Consider the following 16,014-nt stretch of genomic DNA (forward strand, 5'->3'; position numbering starts at 1 on the left):
ATGAAGATCGACGAAGCGCGCGAGGTGAGGACCACCTGCCCCTATTGCGGGGTAGGTTGCGGCGTGCTGGCGAAGGTCGCCGCGGACGGTGAGGTAACCGTTCGCGGCGATCCTGACCATCCGGCGAATTTCGGCCGGCTCTGTTCCAAGGGCTCGGCACTGGCCGAGACGATCGACCTCGACGGAAGGTTGCTATACCCAGAGATAAACGGTCGCCGCACCGGCTGGGACGAAGCGCTCGACCTCGTCGCCTCGACTTTTTCGCGGACTATCGCCGAGCACGGCCCCGACGCGGTCGCCTTCTACGTCTCCGGCCAGTTGCTGACCGAAGACTATTACGTCGCCAACAAGCTGATGAAAGGCTTTATCGGCTCGGCCAATATCGACACCAATTCGCGCCTGTGCATGGCCTCGTCGGTTGCCGGCCACCGCCGTGCCTTCGGCTCCGACACTGTGCCGGGCAGTTATGAGGATCTGGAGCTTGCCGACCTGATCGTGCTGGTCGGCTCCAATCTCGCCTGGTGCCATCCCGTGCTCTACCAGCGCATCGCCGCGGCCCGGGAAAAAAGACCCGAGATGAAGGTGGTGCTGATCGACCCGCGCCGCACCATGACCTCAGATCTCGCCGACATGCATCTGGCGATCGCGCCCGATGGCGACGCCGCGCTGTTCACCGGCCTGCTCGCCTATCTTGGCAAAAATGACGCTCTGGACCGCGCCTATATCGCAGCACACACGACGGGCTTTGACGGCGCGATTGCCGCCGCCTCGGCGCTCGACCTTGCCGGCATTGCCGCTGCCACGGGCCTCGGCGAGGACGAGCTTGTCCGCTTCTACAGCCTGTTTGCCGCGACGGCGAAAACGGTGACCGTCTATAGCCAGGGCGTGAACCAGTCGTCCTCGGGCACCGACAAGGTCAACGCCATCATCAATTGCCATCTCGCCACCGGCCGCATCGGCAAGCCCGGTACCGGGCCGTTTTCGGTGACCGGCCAGCCCAACGCCATGGGCGGCCGTGAGGTCGGCGGCTTGGCCAACATGCTGGCCGCCCATATGGAGATCGAAAACCCCGAACACCGCGGCCGCGTGCAGCGCTTCTGGAGCGCGCCGGCCATCGCCGAAAAACCCGGCTTGAAGGCGGTCGAGATGTTCCAGGCGGTGGCCGACAGGCGGATCAAGGCGCTGTGGATCATGGCGACCAACCCGGTCGATTCGATGCCGGATGCCGATGCCGTCGAAGCGGCGATCAAGGCCTGCCCGTTTGTCGTGGTATCGGACGTGCTGGCCAAGACCGACACGGTCCGCCACGCCCATGTCCGGTTGCCTGCCGCCGCATGGGGCGAGAAGGACGGCACCGTCACCAACTCGGAGCGCCGCATCTCGCGCCAACGGGCTTTTTTGGCCACGCCCGGCGAGGCAAGAGCCGACTGGTGGATCATCGCCGAAGTGGCCAAGCAGATGGGTTTTGGTGAAGCGTTTTCGCATGCGTCGCCGGCCGAGATTTTCGCTGAACATGCAGCGCTGTCGGCCTTCGAGAATGACGGCGCCCGCGATTTCGATATAGGCGCGTGCGCCGGGGCCGATGGAGAAGACTACGACGCGCTGGTGCCTTTCCAGTGGCCAGCGCCGAGCCAAAGCACCCCCCTCTGGCCTGCCGGCCATCTCCCCCGCAAGGGGGGAGATCAGCCGTCATCATGGCCTTCGCCAGTTGTCAGCGTTGCAGAAAGAGCGCCGTCGGTGAAACTGCCAATCTCCCCCCTTGCGGGGGAGATGGCCGGCAGGCCAGAGGGGGGTGTTCAAGCTGGGCTTTCGTCAGAAGAGCATGTCCAGGCTGGGCGGAGGCTGGAAGGTAACGCCAGCAGCCCTTCCACTACCCGCTTCTTCGCCAACGGCGGCTTCTACACACCCGACCGCAAGGCGCGTTTCATCGCCGTTCGCCCGACCGCACACATCCGCACCAGTCCGGACTATCCGCTGATCCTCAACACCGGACGGGTTCGCGACCATTGGCACACGATGACGCGGACCGGCAAGAGCCAGCGGCTGTCCCAGCACCTGGCTGAGCCCTTCGCCGAAATCCATCCGCTGGATGCGCACCACTTCGCCATCGGCGATGCCGACATCGTCCGCGTCTCGACTGTGCACGGCGAGGTGCTGGTTCGCGCGCTGGTGACAGCGCGGCAGCGGCCAGGCTCGGTCTTCGTGCCGATGCACTGGACGGACCAGTTCTCCGCGCGCGCTCGCGTCGATGCACTGGTGGCGCCCATCACTGATGCGATTTCAGGCCAGCCGGCCTTGAAGAATATTGCCGCCCGCGTCGAACGCTTTGCCGCCACCGCCTTTGGCTTCGCGGTGCTTGCCGAACGGCCGGCCTCGATCGACGCCGATTATTGGAGCCTCGCCCGCTGCGCCGCCGGCTGGCGCCTCGAGTTTGCGTTGACGGCTGGCCGGGATTGTCCGGTTTTCGCGGCTTCGCTTCTCGGGGCTGACGCGGTAGGCGAGACGCTCGCCTATCATGATGTCGCCGGCGGGCATTATCGCTTCGCCCGTTTCGCTGGCAGCCGGCTGGCCGGCGCGCTTTATCTCGCGCCCAAGCCGGTCGCAGTGTCGCGCAGCTGGGCGGTGGAGCAGTTGAGCGCGGACCATGCCGATCGTCGCGGGCGGCTGGCGATCGTCGCCGGGCGGCCGGGCGGCAATCGCGTCGACCGGGGCGCCATCGTATGCTCCTGTTTCGGGGTTGGCGCCAATCAGATCGCGGAAGCAGTGCGCGGCGGCTGCGTAAGCGTCGAGGCGATCGGCGCCACCCTGAATGCCGGCACCAACTGCGGCTCCTGCCGCGCCGAGATCAGGACCATCATCGGGGCGCGACGCCTTCAGGCGGCGGAGTGAGGGCGTCGAGAAACTCTGTCACGCCGGGCTCGACGCTTACCAGCAATTTACAAACCATGGGCTACCAACGTCCTTATTCGATTCGTTCCGAACAGGACCCTTATGAGCAAAGCCCTCACTTCATTCGCATTGGTTGCCATATTGACGGCTTTGCTGATGGCGCTCAGCCTGGCAGTGGCCAGGCATGGCTATCCCTATGGTGCGATCGGCGCAAAACGCCTGGACGACATCGCCGATGCCGGAACGTTTATCCCGCTCGCTGCCGTGTACTTCTTCAGCGCGCTGCTGATGATGATCCTGCCGATCAGGGCCGCCGGCGTCGTCCTAACGAACGCCGCGGATGCGGTCTTCTGGACAGTCGTCGTGTTGTTCGCGGCTATCATTGGCGGCCTCGCCGCCAGATGGGCTTTCGATCGAAGCAATATCCTGCCTGCGCTGCTGAACTGGCGGTTCCTGTTTCTCGTCGCCATCGTCGGCTGCCATCTCTTCATGAACGAGCTGCGCCGAAATATCCTGCTGAGAAGCCTGTTCTTTGTCGTCTTCGCCGCAGCGACGCTGGCCTGCCTGTTCTGGTCGTTCACCATCTGAGAAACCCGTGCAGGCGCTGGCTTTGACGGCTCAATTCTTGTCGACCGGTTTCGAACGCATCCGTGAAACGGTTTCGCGTTCGGCCCGCTTCGAACGCATCGGCGGCAGGCCCCGGTCAATCAGGTCCATGTCCTCCAGCACCATGTCGCCCATGCGCTTGAAAGCGATGTCGAGCGCGCCGGCCCGGTGGGCGGAACGCAGGAAGCCGGGCAGCGAGCGGACGGGATGATCCTGCGCCAGCGGCTCTTCCGGAAACACGTCGCTGGCGGCGACGATGTGGCCGCTGCGAACGGCCTCCATCAGCGCCGGAAAATCGACCACACCGGCACGGCTGAGCAGGATGAAGGCGGCTCCCTTGCGCATCCTGGCAAAGGCCTCAGTGCCGAGAAATCCCTGGTTTTCGCTGGTCACCGAAGCGACGACGAAGACGAAATCGCTGGTCGACAGAACCGTGTCGAGCGTAGCCGGCTCGACGCCGTTCTCGACGAGGATCGACGGCGGCAGCCACGGATCGAAGACCTTGGTCCGCGTGCGAAAGCCTGACAGTAGCCGGTTGAGCGCGCGGCCGAGATCGCCGAAGCCGATGATACCGACATCCGCGCCGGACAGAAGTCGCGCGGTCCGGTTGCCGTCGCCGCCCCACAGTTCCTTGCCCTCACGAAACGCGAGGTCGGCGTCGACGATGTCGCGGGCGAGGTTGAGCGCCATGGCAAGGCCGAGCTCAGCAACGGGCTCGGCGAACACCAGCCCGGTGGTGACGACATGAATGCCGCGCGAAAACAGCGTTTCATACGGCATGTTGTTGATGAGGTTGCTCTCGACATTGAAGACGCAGCGCAGGGCTTGCATCTTGTCGAGCGTCTCCGGCGCGATCGGCGGCTGGCCGACAATGTAGCGCGCCTCGGCGAGCACATCGGCCGGCAGGGCCGCGACGGCTTCGGGCGACGTCTCGACGATGCGGTATTTGGCGCGGAATCTCGCCAGTGCCTCGGGCGTGAAAATCAGGTCGAGCGTGCGTGGCTCGGGCGCGCTGATCACCAGCGGCAACGCGCTGTCGGACATGGCGGTTTCCTCCTGGCGCGATCCGCGTCGCACCACACTAGAATCAACTTTTACCGCCTCGACACCTAGCACATGCCTGTCGAGCAAGAGAACTTTGCCGCCGGCGGCCTTGCGGTGTGGCGGTCGGTGGTCCAGATAGACGGCAATCGAAGGACGACAAGGAAGACAGCGACATGATCCCGTTTCGAAAGAACCTCATCGGTGGCGAGTGGGTGGGCGATGCCGGCTCCCGCAACATCAACCCGTCCAATCTCGACGACGTGGTCGGCGAATATGCGTCGGGGGACGCCGAGCAGACCCGGCAGGCCATCGCGGCGGCGAAAGCGGCATTTCCGGCTTGGTCCCGATCGGGCCTGCTGGCACGCCATGCGGTGCTGAGGAAGGCGTCGGACGAGATCACCGCGCGTAAAGATGAGATCGGCCGGGCGTTGGCGCGCGAAGAAGGCAAGACGCTGGTCGAGGGCATTGGCGAGACCGTGCGGGCAGCCCAGATCTTCGATTTCTTTGCTGGTGAGACGCTGCGCCTCTCGGGCGAGCTGGTTCCAAGCGTGCGGCCCGGCGTCGGTGTCGAGATTACGCGGGAGGCGGTCGGCGTCGTCGGCATCATCACGCCGTGGAATTTCCCGATCGCCATTCCGGCGTGGAAAATCGCACCAGCCCTGGCCTACGGCAACACCATCGTCTTCAAGCCGGCCGAGCTGGTTCCGGAGAGCGCCTGGACCATTGTCGACATCCTGCACCGCGCCGGCCTGCCGAAGGGGGTGCTCAATCTCGTCATGGGCAAGGGTTCGGTGGTCGGCCAGGCCATGCTCGACAGCCCTGACCTCAACGCCATCACCTTCACCGGTTCGGTCGGCACCGGCAAGCGCGTCGCTGCCGCGAGCGTCAAGCACATGCGCAAGTTCCAGCTCGAAATGGGGGGCAAGAATCCGCTTGTCGTGCTCGATGATGCAGATCTTGCCGTCGCCGTCGACTGCGCGATCAATGGCGCCTATTTCTCGACCGGCCAGCGCTGCACGGCATCGTCCCGCCTCGTCGTGACCGATGGCATCCATGACCGCTTCGTTGACGCGATGAAAGATCGCCTGGGCAAGCTGGTCGTCGGCGACGCTCTCGATGCCAAAACCCAGATCGGTCCCGTCGTCGACCAGAGCCAGTTGAAGCAGGACGAAGACTACATCGCCATCGGCCGCCAGGAAGGCGCCGATCTCGCCTTCGGTGGTGAACGGCTCGACGGCGAAACCCGCGGCTTTTACCTGCAGCCGGCGCTGTTTACGCAAGCCACCAACGCCATGCGCATTTCACGCGAGGAGATTTTCGGACCGGTCGCCAACGTCATCCGCGTCAAGGACTATGACGAGGCACTGGCGGTGGCCAACGACACGCCGTTCGGGCTGACGTCGGGCATCTGCACAGCGAGCCTCAAGCACGCCACGCATTTCAAGCGCAACTCGGAGGCCGGCATGGTGATGGTCAATCTGCCGACGGCGGGCGTCGACTTCCATGTGCCTTTCGGCGGCCGCAAGGGATCGAGCTACGGCCCGCGCGAGCAAGGCCGCTACGCAGCGGAATTCTACACTACGGTAAAGACCGCCTACACGTTCTCCGGCTAAGTAAATCAAGCCAGACGAAATCGAACGTCCTTCCCAGCAAGCGCGAGTTGCTGGGAGGGCGAACGTCTTCGTGCCCGACACAACAGCAACAGCTGGGCAGCAGCCGTCATTCAGCAGGTGTTCTCGGGCTCGCCGGCTGCGACAACCAGCCGCCGCTGAACCCGGCCTTGAACAGGCCGCGACGGATATGCGGACTCGACCGCATCAGGTTCCAGATCAGGCGCGAGCGGTGGTTTTCGATCATCAGCACGACGATGCCCTGGTCCAGTCCGTAATGCGCATCCGATATCCAGCCGTTCGGCCCGAACGTCCGCCGGTTCGCCAGCGTCGGGTTGAAGCCGCTCGGCATCCTGAAACTGTCGACCACCTCAGGGTGGCGCTCTCTGAGGTGACGCAGCGCCGGCAGGCAGATTTCCGGCGCGAACGGCAGCGATGCGAGATACGACCAGGGCGCTATCGTTCCGTCATCAGGGCCGAACGGTGCGCCGCGCGCCGCATAGCCGGAAAATTTGCGCGGCCGCTGCTCGATTCGCACGCGGAATTTGCCGGGTCCGTCACCCGCCGAAAGACCCCAAAGTCCTTCGCCGTAGCCATCGTAGCCAGAGGGATTGTGCCGCGCATACTCCCGGTGAAGGTAGGTCGCGCGGCGGCTGTTTTCGAAATAGTCCGAGTTCTTCTCCCGCATGAACGCGTCCCGAATGCCGTCGAAGTCGATCCAGGCATGCGAGAACTGGTGCATGAACAGCGGGCCGCCGTAGAGCACGTCGTAGCCGTAGATGTTTTCCCACTGATATGTCGCCGTCCAGCCGGCATAGCTGTCGTCCGAGGCTGGCTTGTCAGGGGCGGCCATTGCCAGCACGTAGAGGATCGCCGCTTCGTTGTAGCCTTCCCAGCCATAACGCAGAAAACCGCTCTTCGGCTTCCAGCCCTGTCGCAGGGTCGGACTGCTGCCTTGCATCCATCGCCAGTCGATGCGCCGGTAGAGCATTTCTGCCAGGTCGCGAATTTCGGTTTCGTCGTCAGTGTCGGCTGTGAAATAGGCGCCAGCCACGAGCACGCCGGCGATCAGCAGCGCCGTGTCCACCACCGACAACTCGCATCGCCAGGCGCGCAGGCCGGTCCGCATGTCGAGGAAATGGTAATAAAAACCTTTGTGGCCGGTGACGCCGTCGCCATTGCCTTGCCGGCTGTTCCAGAAGAAACGCAGTGCGGCAAGCGTCAGCTTCAAGGCTGCATCTCGCGTCATCCAGCCGCGCTCGACCCCGACCGGATAGCAGGACAGGGCGAAGCCGACGACCGCAATGCTTGCCGGCCAATTTGGTCGCGAGGTGTCGGCGACCAGCCCGTTCTCCGGGTTCACGCTTTCCAGGAAATAGCCGAAGGCCGCGCGCTGGAAGCGGTCGAGCAGATCTTCGTCGGACAGTGGAGGTTCGACGCTAAGCAAACGACGTGAACTCCAGTCTGGCCGGCGGCAGATCGCGCCTGACGTGCTTCAATAGGTTGCCCGGCCGCCGGAAACGTCGAAGACGGCAGCCGTCGTGAAGGAGCATTCCTCGGAAGCGATCCACGAGATCAGCGCTGCCACCTCTTCGACCTCGCCAAACCGCGCCATCGGTATCTTCGACAGCATGAAATCGATGTGCTGCTGGCTCATCTGCTGGAAGATCGCGGTGCGCACGGCCGCCGGCGTGACGCAGTTCACCGTCACCTTGGTCTTGGCCAGTTCCTTGCCCAGCGACTTGGTCAGGCCGATCACTGCCGCTTTTGACGTGCTGTAGGCCGACGCATTCGGGTTTCCCTCTTTGCCGGCGATCGAGGCGATGTTGACGATCCTGCCGTAATTGCGCTCGAGCATATGCGGAACCAGCGCCTTGTTGCAGAAGAAGACGCCGTTGATGTTGATGTCGATGACCCGGCGCCAATCCTCCACCGAATAGTCCCAGGTCGTCATGTTCGGTCCGGTGATGGCGGCACTGGTGACCAGGATATCGACCGCGCCAAGGGCATCGATCGTCTGCCGGGCGGCCTGTTCGACCGCCACGGGATCGGCGACGTCGATAGTCACGCTATGCAAATCGGCAATGACAGCCTTGGCCTGCTCGATCTGGGTGGGGTCACGATCCCAGACGCAAACGCGTCCGCCCTCTTCAACGATTCTTTGCGCGACAGCCAGGCCGATGCCCGAGGCGCCGCCGGTGATCACGGCCGATCGTCCGGCAAACCGTCCCGCAAAACTCATCGTCATGTGCTCGTCCTCCCAATCGGCGGCGAATGTGAAGTCAACGACAGAGAAGTTCAAGCCGGAGTCTGGAGCCTCCGAACAGGTTCGTGGTGGGCCAGGAGCAGGCGGTTGAGAAGCTCCTCCTGGCTGCTACTCTCCATATGATACTGGGGCTGCGGTCGGCGGCAGGGCCGTCCGAGCGACTCCCATGCGCACAGTTCAGACGTTCTTGATCGACTTCCAATGGCTCAGCCGCTCTGCGATCAACTCCACGCGCTGCTGATTGTCGCGGCCGTCCAAGATGCTTAAGTCCTCAGGATCGGCGCGCAGATAGACACCGGAGGTGCGCGCGTTCAGTTTTGGCGGTGTGTCGGCTCGTGTGGTGAAGTACCCGGACGCACGATCGGCGGACTCCAGCCGGATCTCTCCTGTCCCGTACAACTGCGACGCGTTCGCGTCCAAGGGCCGTTCTCCATTCCAAAAGTTGAAGATGCCGGGAGGCTCCTTTCTCTCCTTTACCGCTTCGCTCCAGTGTCTCGCGGACAGACTGCCATTCTCCTGCCATGAGCGGCCGGTTAGCTCCAGCGCACCATCGCGGTCTCGCGAGATACGCAAGAGGCTCACGGCGGACGGCTCCCTCGCGGAGCGCTCCGTCAGGGAAAACTGCCACCAGAAGCCCTCTATGCGGGCGACGCGACTTTCATTCTCGATCGCATTCCGAAGCTTTTGGTTGATCGCCCTCATCTCCGCGCCGGTCGTCGCCTCGCCATACCTTACGGAGGTGAGGCCGAGGAGATCGCTTGGAAGCTTGGAGCCATTGGCATGGAGGATGAATGTTCGGCGCATTCCGAGGACTCCGCCGAAAAGGCCGGCTTCGAAGACCACATTGTCTCGCGGTGAGGCTTGAGCGGATACGGGAGCAGGCGATGCCGGCAGAGCCGTGCTTGTCCAGTCGTCCTGGGCGAACACAAAAGCAGCGAAGTCGACTTCACGCGTAAGCTCGAGGAGGCGCTCCAGTGTGGTTGTCCCCGGATTGAAGGATGTCGTCCAGGGTTCCACATGCGCGATGTCTTCAAGACCGCGTGTCAGCGCCTGCAGCAGTTTCTTCTGCTTCCCCGACGAGCCGAGGAAGATTCGAGGTTTGTCCATCCGTTTGCTCCAACCCAGCAGATCGGGATGACCAGCGTCTGCCAATTATCCTTGCGGCCATCGTCTGGTTGTTCCCGACATAGCGTACGCGGAGGGCCTCATTCATTGCAACGGATGCAAGGAATGCCGGCTGCTATTTTTCGGTCCGGTGCTGAAAGAACTGCAGAAACAATTCCCGCGCGGTGTGATGCCGAGCTTCTCATAAATACGGCGGCGATGGTTCTTGACGGTGCTGACAGTGATGCCCAGCCGTGCGGCAATGTTTGGTCCAGAAGCCGGCCGGGATGCTTGGGTTCTTGCCGCACGGCCTGTCGTGGCCTTCTACCGCCTTATGGCTGTTTTTGCCTCATTTGGGTGACAGGCTGCAGGGGATGGGTTATATTGCACTGCACAATGGAAGCGTTCGCGCATGGCGCGGCGGCGAATCGGCATTGAACTGCAAGGACGGGAATTCGCTACCGAGATGAAGATTCCAAAATCTCTGTTGGTCGACCCGGAGAAGAGCACGGTCTATGGCACATTTGCTGTTGCCATCTCCATTTGGGCGTTCTCCTACTCCTCCGTTTTCGGCCAGATCCTGATCCTGGCCTATTATGCGGTCTGGCTTCCCCTCATCCTGGTGGACTGCCGGCGGCTGTTGCGACATGTCTCCAACGCGTGGCTGCCGCTGGCGTTTGCAGTCTACGTCTGCCTCTCGGTGTTCTGGTCGGATGCCCCCGGCATCACGTTGAGAACGGCAATCCAGTATTGCTCCCATATCGCCTGCGCCTACATCGCCGCGCGCACCGTCAGCGTCCGGACATTGACGATAGGCTCACTGATCGGGATCTTTCTCGTCCTGCTCTATTCGCTCATGGTCGGGGGTTATTCCTATGATGTTCTCGACGGGACGTACAATTTCGTCGGCGCGTTCAGCTCCAAGAACCAGATCGGCTTTGTCGCGTCCCTTGGCATCTACTTCTGCATTGTCTTCCTGGCCTTCCTCAGGCGCGGCCGGATCAGCCTTTTCTTGACGGCGCCCGTCCTCGTCCTGTCGGCCTATCTGCTGGTCATTTCGCATTCAGCCACCTCGATGGCTTCGATACCGGCAGTTCTCGCTCTGGTCGCTCTGCTTGCCATGGCGAAGAAGCTTTCGCTCCGCTACCGACGGGTGATTTTCCTGGTCGGCGCATGCGGGCTGGTCGCGGTCACCGCGGTTGCCTTTGCGGGGCTTCTGGATTTCGTCCTTGGCGTCTTCGGAAAGGATTCCACGCTCACCGGACGGACCTATCTCTGGGAGCAGGGTTGGAATGCGGCGCAGCAAGCGCCGATCCTCGGCGTCGGCTACGCGGCCTATTGGGTGCAGGGTTTCGCCGAGGCCGAGCGGCTTTGGAACGAATTCTACATCACGACCCGAGGCGGCTTCCATTTCCACAACACCTATATCGAAGCCCTCGTCGAGCTTGGCTATGTCGGGGCGACGCTGATTTCGCTGATCATCGTGCGCACGCTGTGGGGCCACATATCGGCGCTGATATTCAGGACATGGCAAGCCGAGTCTGTGATTCTTGCCGGCGTGATGGTGCTTTTGTTCATCCGGTCCTTCGTCGAGGTCGAGACCCTGACCCCCTACATCATGGGCTCCTTCCTCCTGTATTACAGCTACTTCAAGCTGGTGAGGGTGCCGGTCGCTCGTCCTCGGTGGACTGCGGCCAGCCTCGCGGACCCAGAAACCGCAAAGAGCTAAGAAAAGCGCTGGATGTCGCCGTAATTTTCGTCTGTTAAAAATGGCGTCAAACATAGCCACTCCTCGCTGAGGAGCGTGCATCTATGCGGACGGCCTTGGCATGACGCTCCCTTTGAGCGTCAGCTGATGTTTGGGTATTCGATCGCTTGAAGGCCTATTGGCTAGCCATTGGCGCCAGCTTCACTTTGATCACGTCCCCTGGCAGCACGGGTGTGTCTTCGCTGGCGGCGATTTCGCTGGTCTTGCCGTCGACCACCCGAACCAGGGCAAACGACATCGTTGGCTCTTCGCCGTCGCGATAGCGTTGCAACGCAGGGTCCCCCGCCATGGCTTCGGCCATCAGGCCTGTTTGCATGTTCATCTTGAGCATTGTTTCGCTGAGATCGGCTTCTGCCTGTTGCCGGCCGGTGGCGAGGCCCGCATTCTGGGTGTTTTCCAGATCGATTGCGTCCTGGGTAGCCTTGCTGATCGACTGCTTGGCGGTGAGGATGGCCGTTTCGTAATCCAGGATCTGGCCTTCCAGGTCGGCGATCGTTTGTTGCGAATTCAGAACCCGCGTGTTGACGACAAGGCCCTTTTGCGCCAGCGAACCGATGCCGCTGAGCTGTTCCTTTGCCAGGTCGACCTGCCGCTGCTGGTTGACGATCTTTTTTTGCAGCGAATCGATCTCGCTCTGCAGCAGCATCTTCAAATCGTCGAGCGCCTGAAGGCGCAGTTTGAGATTCTTTTGATCGGCCGTCAGGATCGCCATCTCGTCGGCTACGATGCTTGCCAGCTTCGGATCGTCAGCCACCTCCTTCGGCACGTCGAATGTCGGCTTGTCCGCGATCTCCGCTTCGATGCGTGCGCGCCTGACGATCAGCCGGACCCGTTGGTCTTGGAGAACGTCAAATTCGCCCTTGGCATTGATCATGTCTCGGTCGTACCGCTGCCCTTCGGGGCTTCGCCGGACACCGCCGGCGATGCTCATCGCCCTCAGGACGGTCAGGCCCGGCACGTAAGGATACTGGCCAGGCGTCTGGACCTCCCCGGAAATGTAGAACGGCCTGTACTGCGCCATTTCGACGGAGGCTTCCGGCCGGTCCGCCAGAGCGAGCTTGCGCTGGAGCGCCTGGCCGATCGCTGCCGCGATCTCGGATGTGGTCTTGCCGGATGCCGGCATTTCGCCGACGAACGGCACGGACAATGTTCCGGCCGGGCCGACTGTGTACTCTCCGTTGACGGCCGTCCAGTCGCGGAACGTGCCTTCAACGGTCTGCCATTCGGCCACGCGGATGGTCAGCTTGTCCTGCGATCCAAGCCGGTACTCATCGGCGGCGGCGAGTTGGGGAATGGTGAGCGCCAGCGCGAGGCAAGTGGTCATAAGCCGCATCCGCCGCATGCGATTGCCGACGCAGGGGATTTCGAAGGTATTTGTTTTCAACTGAACGTTTTCCGATCCGTTTTAGCCCCGCCCGATGAAACTTGCTGCAGAATGTTTGGCGCCTGGACTGTCACTCCTCCACACAGAACCGGCTCCCGGCCGGTCAGTAGCAGCCCCGCGACATCCAGACGGCAGGCACGGTCTTGATGATGATGCGAATATCCTCGAACAGTGACCAGTTTTCGACATAGTGGCGATCGAATGCGACGCGGCTGTCATAGGAAACGTCGTTGCGGCCGCTGACTTGCCAAAGCCCGGTCAGGCCGGGGCGCGATTTCAGGTAATAGACGGCCGAACTGCCGTATATCTCAAGCTCGTCGCGCACGACGGGGCGAGGACCGACTAGGCTCATGTCACCCTGAAGGATGTTGATGATCTGCGGCAGTTCATCGAGGCTGAGCTTCCTCAGCACGGCCCCGACGCGCGTGACGCGCGGATCGTTCTTGAGCTTGCGGGTGGCTACCCATTCGGCGTTGGCTTCCGGGTTGGCGGCAAGATATGCCGCCAGCACCCGTTCGCCATCCTGAACCATGGTGCGAAACTTGAGGCACGGGAAAATCCGTCCTCCCCGACCGATCCGGCTGTGACCGTAGAAAATCGGCCCGCCGTCGGATAATTTGACAAGCAGCGCGACCATCACAAACAGCGGACTGAGAGCAACCAGGCCAATCAGTGAACCGGCAATATCGAAGCTGCGTTTGAGCAGGCCGCCGATTGGTGGAAAGTCGATACCGGCCTGCGAAAAATCCGCGTTGGCCGGCTTGGCTACGTCCCTCATGCGTAAACTCCATACGTTGAACGGATGGTTTACCACACAATATCAAAAAAATGCTGCATCGCAACACACAATTCCTTGAGCGCCTGAAATAATCACGTCATGAATTGACTAAATGATAAACCGATCCTGCACAAATTTTGGCCTTTATGGGCAGTTTGTGACAAATTATGGGCAACCTTGAAAAATTTAGTGCCTTTTTGAGGCTGATTTTGGGCGATTCGCTCTTTGTGCCTCGTCCTTGAGCATTGTGGCTCTGTAGATTTGTAAAATATAGAGAGATTTTAAAGTAAAATACTGATTAATATTGTGGCTCTTACTGATGTGAGTCCATACCGGGTGATTGGTCGTGACACCGGTGTGTGCATCGCAACATGGCAGAGTCGATCCCGCGAACTTATCAAAAATAATTTGCCGTTGGCCTTGCCCGCTATTGCCCATCTTAATAGAGTTGCAAATTGTTTCTGTCAGAGTATGGACAGCGTGAGAAGGCCGGAAGCAACCGGCCAAAGAAAGCGAGTGGCCTCAACAAGCTCGCATGGCGAAGGGAGGCTCGGGGTGGGTCAATCGTCGATTTTTGCCCGAGCAGGTTGACGGGCTGTCGGGTATGTCGCTACCAAAATTCATTGTCGGCATGATTTTCGCTCTGGCGATCGTGGTCGCCTGGTCTTATCTCGACGGCGCTTCGCTTGGCGCAACGCTTTTTCGCGCTATAGCCTGCGCCATTGTCATCCAGCTGGGCTACTTTCTGCTGGTTTTCGTCATGGTTGCCAGAAATACCCCGACGTCGGCTGATAAGATTCGCGATGCCGAACGAAAGCTGAGTTCGGCCGAAGCGGCCGATGGCGAGAAGTTCAGTGCCAGGAGAAGCCTCCACTGACCTGACGGCAGGTAGCGTCGGCCGGGTTCCTGGCGGACTGCTCGCCCGACAGCATCCTGGACAACCGGCTTCCGGATTTTTCTTCAGCCTCGACCCCTAATATTGCCTAAATTCTGTCGATCGACTGGTGATCAGCGATTCGAGTGCGCTGACGGCTCCATCCAGAGTGAGCAGGGACGGTTTGCGAAGCGGTCCGTCGATCCGCGGGCATTTCACCGCCCATCGATTTGCGCCATGACGATACCGACAGGAAAGACTGGACGGAGCGAATGATTTTGACGATGCTTTGCTTCGCACTTGCAGCATAAGCGTTGGCTGGCGCTTTTTAACGGCCGGACAGTCAGTGAGGACGAGAGCTGCATTGGCCATTCAACGGGGAACCAGCGAGGAAATCGGAGCTACCGTGCAGTCGAGAGGCGAATTGATGACAGAACCCCAGGTCTGCGTGGTCATCGCTGTCCGCAACGCGGCGCGGACAATCCCGGTTGCCATTGCATCGGCATTGCGCGAGCCGGAGGTGGCCGAAGTCGTCGTCGTCGATGACGCCTCCACCGACGATACCGCGAAAGTCGCTCGGTCGGCCGACGATGGCAGCGGCAGGCTTTCCGTCATCCGGCTCGAGGTCAACGGCGGTCCTTCCTTCGCCCGCAACGCCGCGATCGCCAGCTCCCAATCGCCGTTCATCAGCATTCTGGACGCCGACGATTTTTTTCTCGAGGGCAGATTTCGCGAGTTGTTCGCCAGCGCCGATTGGGATTTCGCTGCGGACAACATCATGATGATCAGGGACGATGCGGCGACCGACGTCTCAAAAATCACCGCTCCGCGGTTTTCGGCCGATCCGGAATTTCTCGATTTCGAGCGTTTCATCGAAGGCAACATTTCCAGTCGCCGTGTGCAGAGGGGTGAGTTGGGTTTCCTCAAACCGGTGATCAGCCGCGCATTTCTTGACCGCCATGGGCTGCGCTATGACGAAAACCTGCGTCTGGGCGAAGACTATGAACTCTATGCGCGCGCGGTTGCGTGCGGGGCGCGCTTCAAGGTCATCAGATCCTGCGGCTATGGCGCGATCGTTCGCGCGGATTCGCTGAGCGGCCAGCACAAGACGCAGGACCTCCAGCGTCTGGCCGACGCGGATCTGGCGCTGCTGGCGATCGACAGTTTGCCGGAACGCTCTAAGGCCGTGCTCAGAAGGCATGAACGGCAGGTCCGCAACAAATATCGGTTACGAAACTTCCTCGACGTGAAGAACGAGAAGGGGCTGACATCGGCTGCGGCCTACGCCCTGGCCAGCCAATCAAACCTCATCCCTATCGTTCGCGGCGTGGCCGCAGACAAGCTGGATGCGTTGTTTCGCCGCGCCGGCTTTGGCTCGAGACAGCCTGTGCCGCCGCTGCGCTTTCTCATGGCCGCAACCAGCCCGGTCGGCGAGACTTGAGCTGGTCCGCAACCGGCGCCATGCCGATCATGTCAACAGGTCCTTACCCTGCCTCAAAGTGATGCGAATTTCCGTTTCGCCGCACTAGGTGGTTGCCTACTCGCTTTGGGGATGGCATGTATGTTGCGGTGCAGCAATTTTGATAGGCTGTTTTGATAGGCTGTTTGAATCGGTCCGAAAATGTCCCCTGTCAGAGGAGCTGGACGATGCGACAAGACTTTTTGGCCCGGCCGGACGCAGGGATAGCCTT

At 61.3% G+C, this 16,014-nt stretch carries 12 protein-coding genes and 1 pseudogene; 6 read left to right on the forward strand and 7 right to left on the reverse strand.

Features of this window, described 5'->3' with window-relative positions:
* Entirely contained in the window at positions 1-2,889 is a 2,889-nt protein-coding gene (locus NKH12_RS13165; protein WP_352953504.1) for a nitrate reductase, read from the forward strand.
* Positions 2,890-2,991: 102 nt separating this feature from the next.
* The gene (locus tag NKH12_RS13170) at positions 2,992-3,477 is read left to right on the forward strand and encodes a hypothetical protein (RefSeq protein ID WP_352953505.1); all 486 of its coding nucleotides are present in this window, start codon (positions 2,992-2,994) and stop codon (positions 3,475-3,477) included.
* A gap of 30 nt (positions 3,478-3,507) precedes the next feature.
* On the opposite strand, the gene NKH12_RS13175 is transcribed toward NKH12_RS13170, so the two are convergent.
* Positions 3,508-4,539 (reverse strand): hydroxyacid dehydrogenase, encoded by a 1,032-nt coding sequence (locus NKH12_RS13175; RefSeq protein WP_352953506.1) that lies wholly within the window; start codon positions 4,537-4,539, stop codon positions 3,508-3,510.
* 176 nt (positions 4,540-4,715) lie between these two features.
* Here NKH12_RS13175 and NKH12_RS13180 point away from each other — a divergent pair, with 176 nt between their 5' ends.
* Positions 4,716-6,152, forward strand: a complete 1,437-nt coding sequence (locus tag NKH12_RS13180) for an aldehyde dehydrogenase family protein (RefSeq protein WP_352953537.1) — start codon at positions 4,716-4,718, stop codon at positions 6,150-6,152.
* A 106-nt stretch (positions 6,153-6,258) separates the two neighbouring features.
* Here the strand turns inward: NKH12_RS13180 and NKH12_RS13185 are convergent, their stop codons facing one another.
* From NKH12_RS13185 to NKH12_RS13200, 4 genes and pseudogenes are all read right to left on the reverse strand, one after another.
* Positions 6,259-7,596, reverse strand: coding sequence for a glucoamylase family protein (locus tag NKH12_RS13185; RefSeq protein ID WP_352953507.1), 1,338 nt, complete (start codon positions 7,594-7,596; stop codon positions 6,259-6,261).
* A gap of 48 nt (positions 7,597-7,644) precedes the next feature.
* Positions 7,645-8,397, reverse strand: a complete 753-nt coding sequence (locus NKH12_RS13190) for an SDR family NAD(P)-dependent oxidoreductase (RefSeq protein WP_352953508.1) — start codon at positions 8,395-8,397, stop codon at positions 7,645-7,647.
* Positions 8,398-8,592: 195 nt separating this feature from the next.
* Positions 8,593-9,522 (reverse strand): TIR domain-containing protein, encoded by a 930-nt coding sequence (locus NKH12_RS13195; RefSeq protein WP_352953509.1) that lies wholly within the window; start codon positions 9,520-9,522, stop codon positions 8,593-8,595.
* A 133-nt stretch (positions 9,523-9,655) separates the two neighbouring features.
* Positions 9,656-9,783 (reverse strand): annotated as a pseudogene (locus tag NKH12_RS13200) (LuxR C-terminal-related transcriptional regulator); the annotation flags it as partial.
* A 202-nt stretch (positions 9,784-9,985) separates the two neighbouring features.
* Here NKH12_RS13200 and NKH12_RS13205 point away from each other — a divergent pair.
* Positions 9,986-11,248: an O-antigen ligase family protein gene (locus NKH12_RS13205; RefSeq protein ID WP_352953538.1), complete on the forward strand. Its 1,263-nt coding sequence runs from the start codon at positions 9,986-9,988 to the stop codon at positions 11,246-11,248.
* A gap of 154 nt (positions 11,249-11,402) precedes the next feature.
* Here the strand turns inward: NKH12_RS13205 and NKH12_RS13210 are convergent, their stop codons facing one another.
* Both NKH12_RS13210 and NKH12_RS13215 read right to left on the reverse strand, forming a co-directional pair.
* A complete protein-coding gene (locus NKH12_RS13210; RefSeq protein WP_352953510.1) occupies positions 11,403-12,611 on the reverse strand; it encodes a polysaccharide biosynthesis/export family protein in 1,209 nt (402 codons plus the stop codon).
* A 163-nt stretch (positions 12,612-12,774) separates the two neighbouring features.
* Positions 12,775-13,449: a sugar transferase gene (locus tag NKH12_RS13215; protein ID WP_352953511.1), complete on the reverse strand. Its 675-nt coding sequence runs from the start codon at positions 13,447-13,449 to the stop codon at positions 12,775-12,777.
* A gap of 535 nt (positions 13,450-13,984) precedes the next feature.
* Between NKH12_RS13215 and NKH12_RS13220 the strand changes: the two genes are divergently transcribed.
* Positions 13,985-14,326, forward strand: a complete 342-nt coding sequence (locus tag NKH12_RS13220; RefSeq protein WP_352953512.1) for an exopolysaccharide production repressor protein — start codon at positions 13,985-13,987, stop codon at positions 14,324-14,326.
* Positions 14,327-14,750: 424 nt separating this feature from the next.
* On the forward strand, positions 14,751-15,764 hold the full coding sequence (locus NKH12_RS13225; protein ID WP_352953513.1) for a glycosyltransferase family 2 protein: 1,014 nt from the start codon (positions 14,751-14,753) through the stop codon (positions 15,762-15,764).
* The last annotated feature ends 250 nt before the right edge of the window (positions 15,765-16,014 follow it).

Origin of the sequence: Mesorhizobium sp. M1322, assembly GCF_040318085.1 — a bacterium.
Lineage (GTDB): Bacteria > Pseudomonadota > Alphaproteobacteria > Rhizobiales > Rhizobiaceae > Mesorhizobium.

Bases quoted from the DNA above. Each gene is read 5' to 3' on its own strand.
- NKH12_RS13165 (WP_352953504.1), top strand. From the start codon at position 1: ATGAAGATCGACGAAGCGCGCGAGGTGAGGACCACCTGCCCCTATTGC.
- NKH12_RS13170 (WP_352953505.1), top strand. From the start codon at position 2,992: ATGAGCAAAGCCCTCACTTCATTCGCATTGGTTGCCATATTGACGGCT.
- NKH12_RS13175 (WP_352953506.1), bottom strand. From the start codon at position 4,539: ATGTCCGACAGCGCGTTGCCGCTGGTGATCAGCGCGCCCGAGCCACGC.
- NKH12_RS13190 (WP_352953508.1), bottom strand. From the start codon at position 8,397: ATGACGATGAGTTTTGCGGGACGGTTTGCCGGACGATCGGCCGTGATC.
- NKH12_RS13195 (WP_352953509.1), bottom strand. From the start codon at position 9,522: ATGGACAAACCTCGAATCTTCCTCGGCTCGTCGGGGAAGCAGAAGAAA.
- NKH12_RS13205 (WP_352953538.1), top strand. From the start codon at position 9,986: ATGAAGATTCCAAAATCTCTGTTGGTCGACCCGGAGAAGAGCACGGTC.
- NKH12_RS13210 (WP_352953510.1), bottom strand. From the start codon at position 12,611: ATGACCACTTGCCTCGCGCTGGCGCTCACCATTCCCCAACTCGCCGCC.
- NKH12_RS13215 (WP_352953511.1), bottom strand. From the start codon at position 13,449: ATGAGGGACGTAGCCAAGCCGGCCAACGCGGATTTTTCGCAGGCCGGT.
- NKH12_RS13220 (WP_352953512.1), top strand. From the start codon at position 13,985: ATGGCGAAGGGAGGCTCGGGGTGGGTCAATCGTCGATTTTTGCCCGAG.
- NKH12_RS13225 (WP_352953513.1), top strand. From the start codon at position 14,751: ATGACAGAACCCCAGGTCTGCGTGGTCATCGCTGTCCGCAACGCGGCG.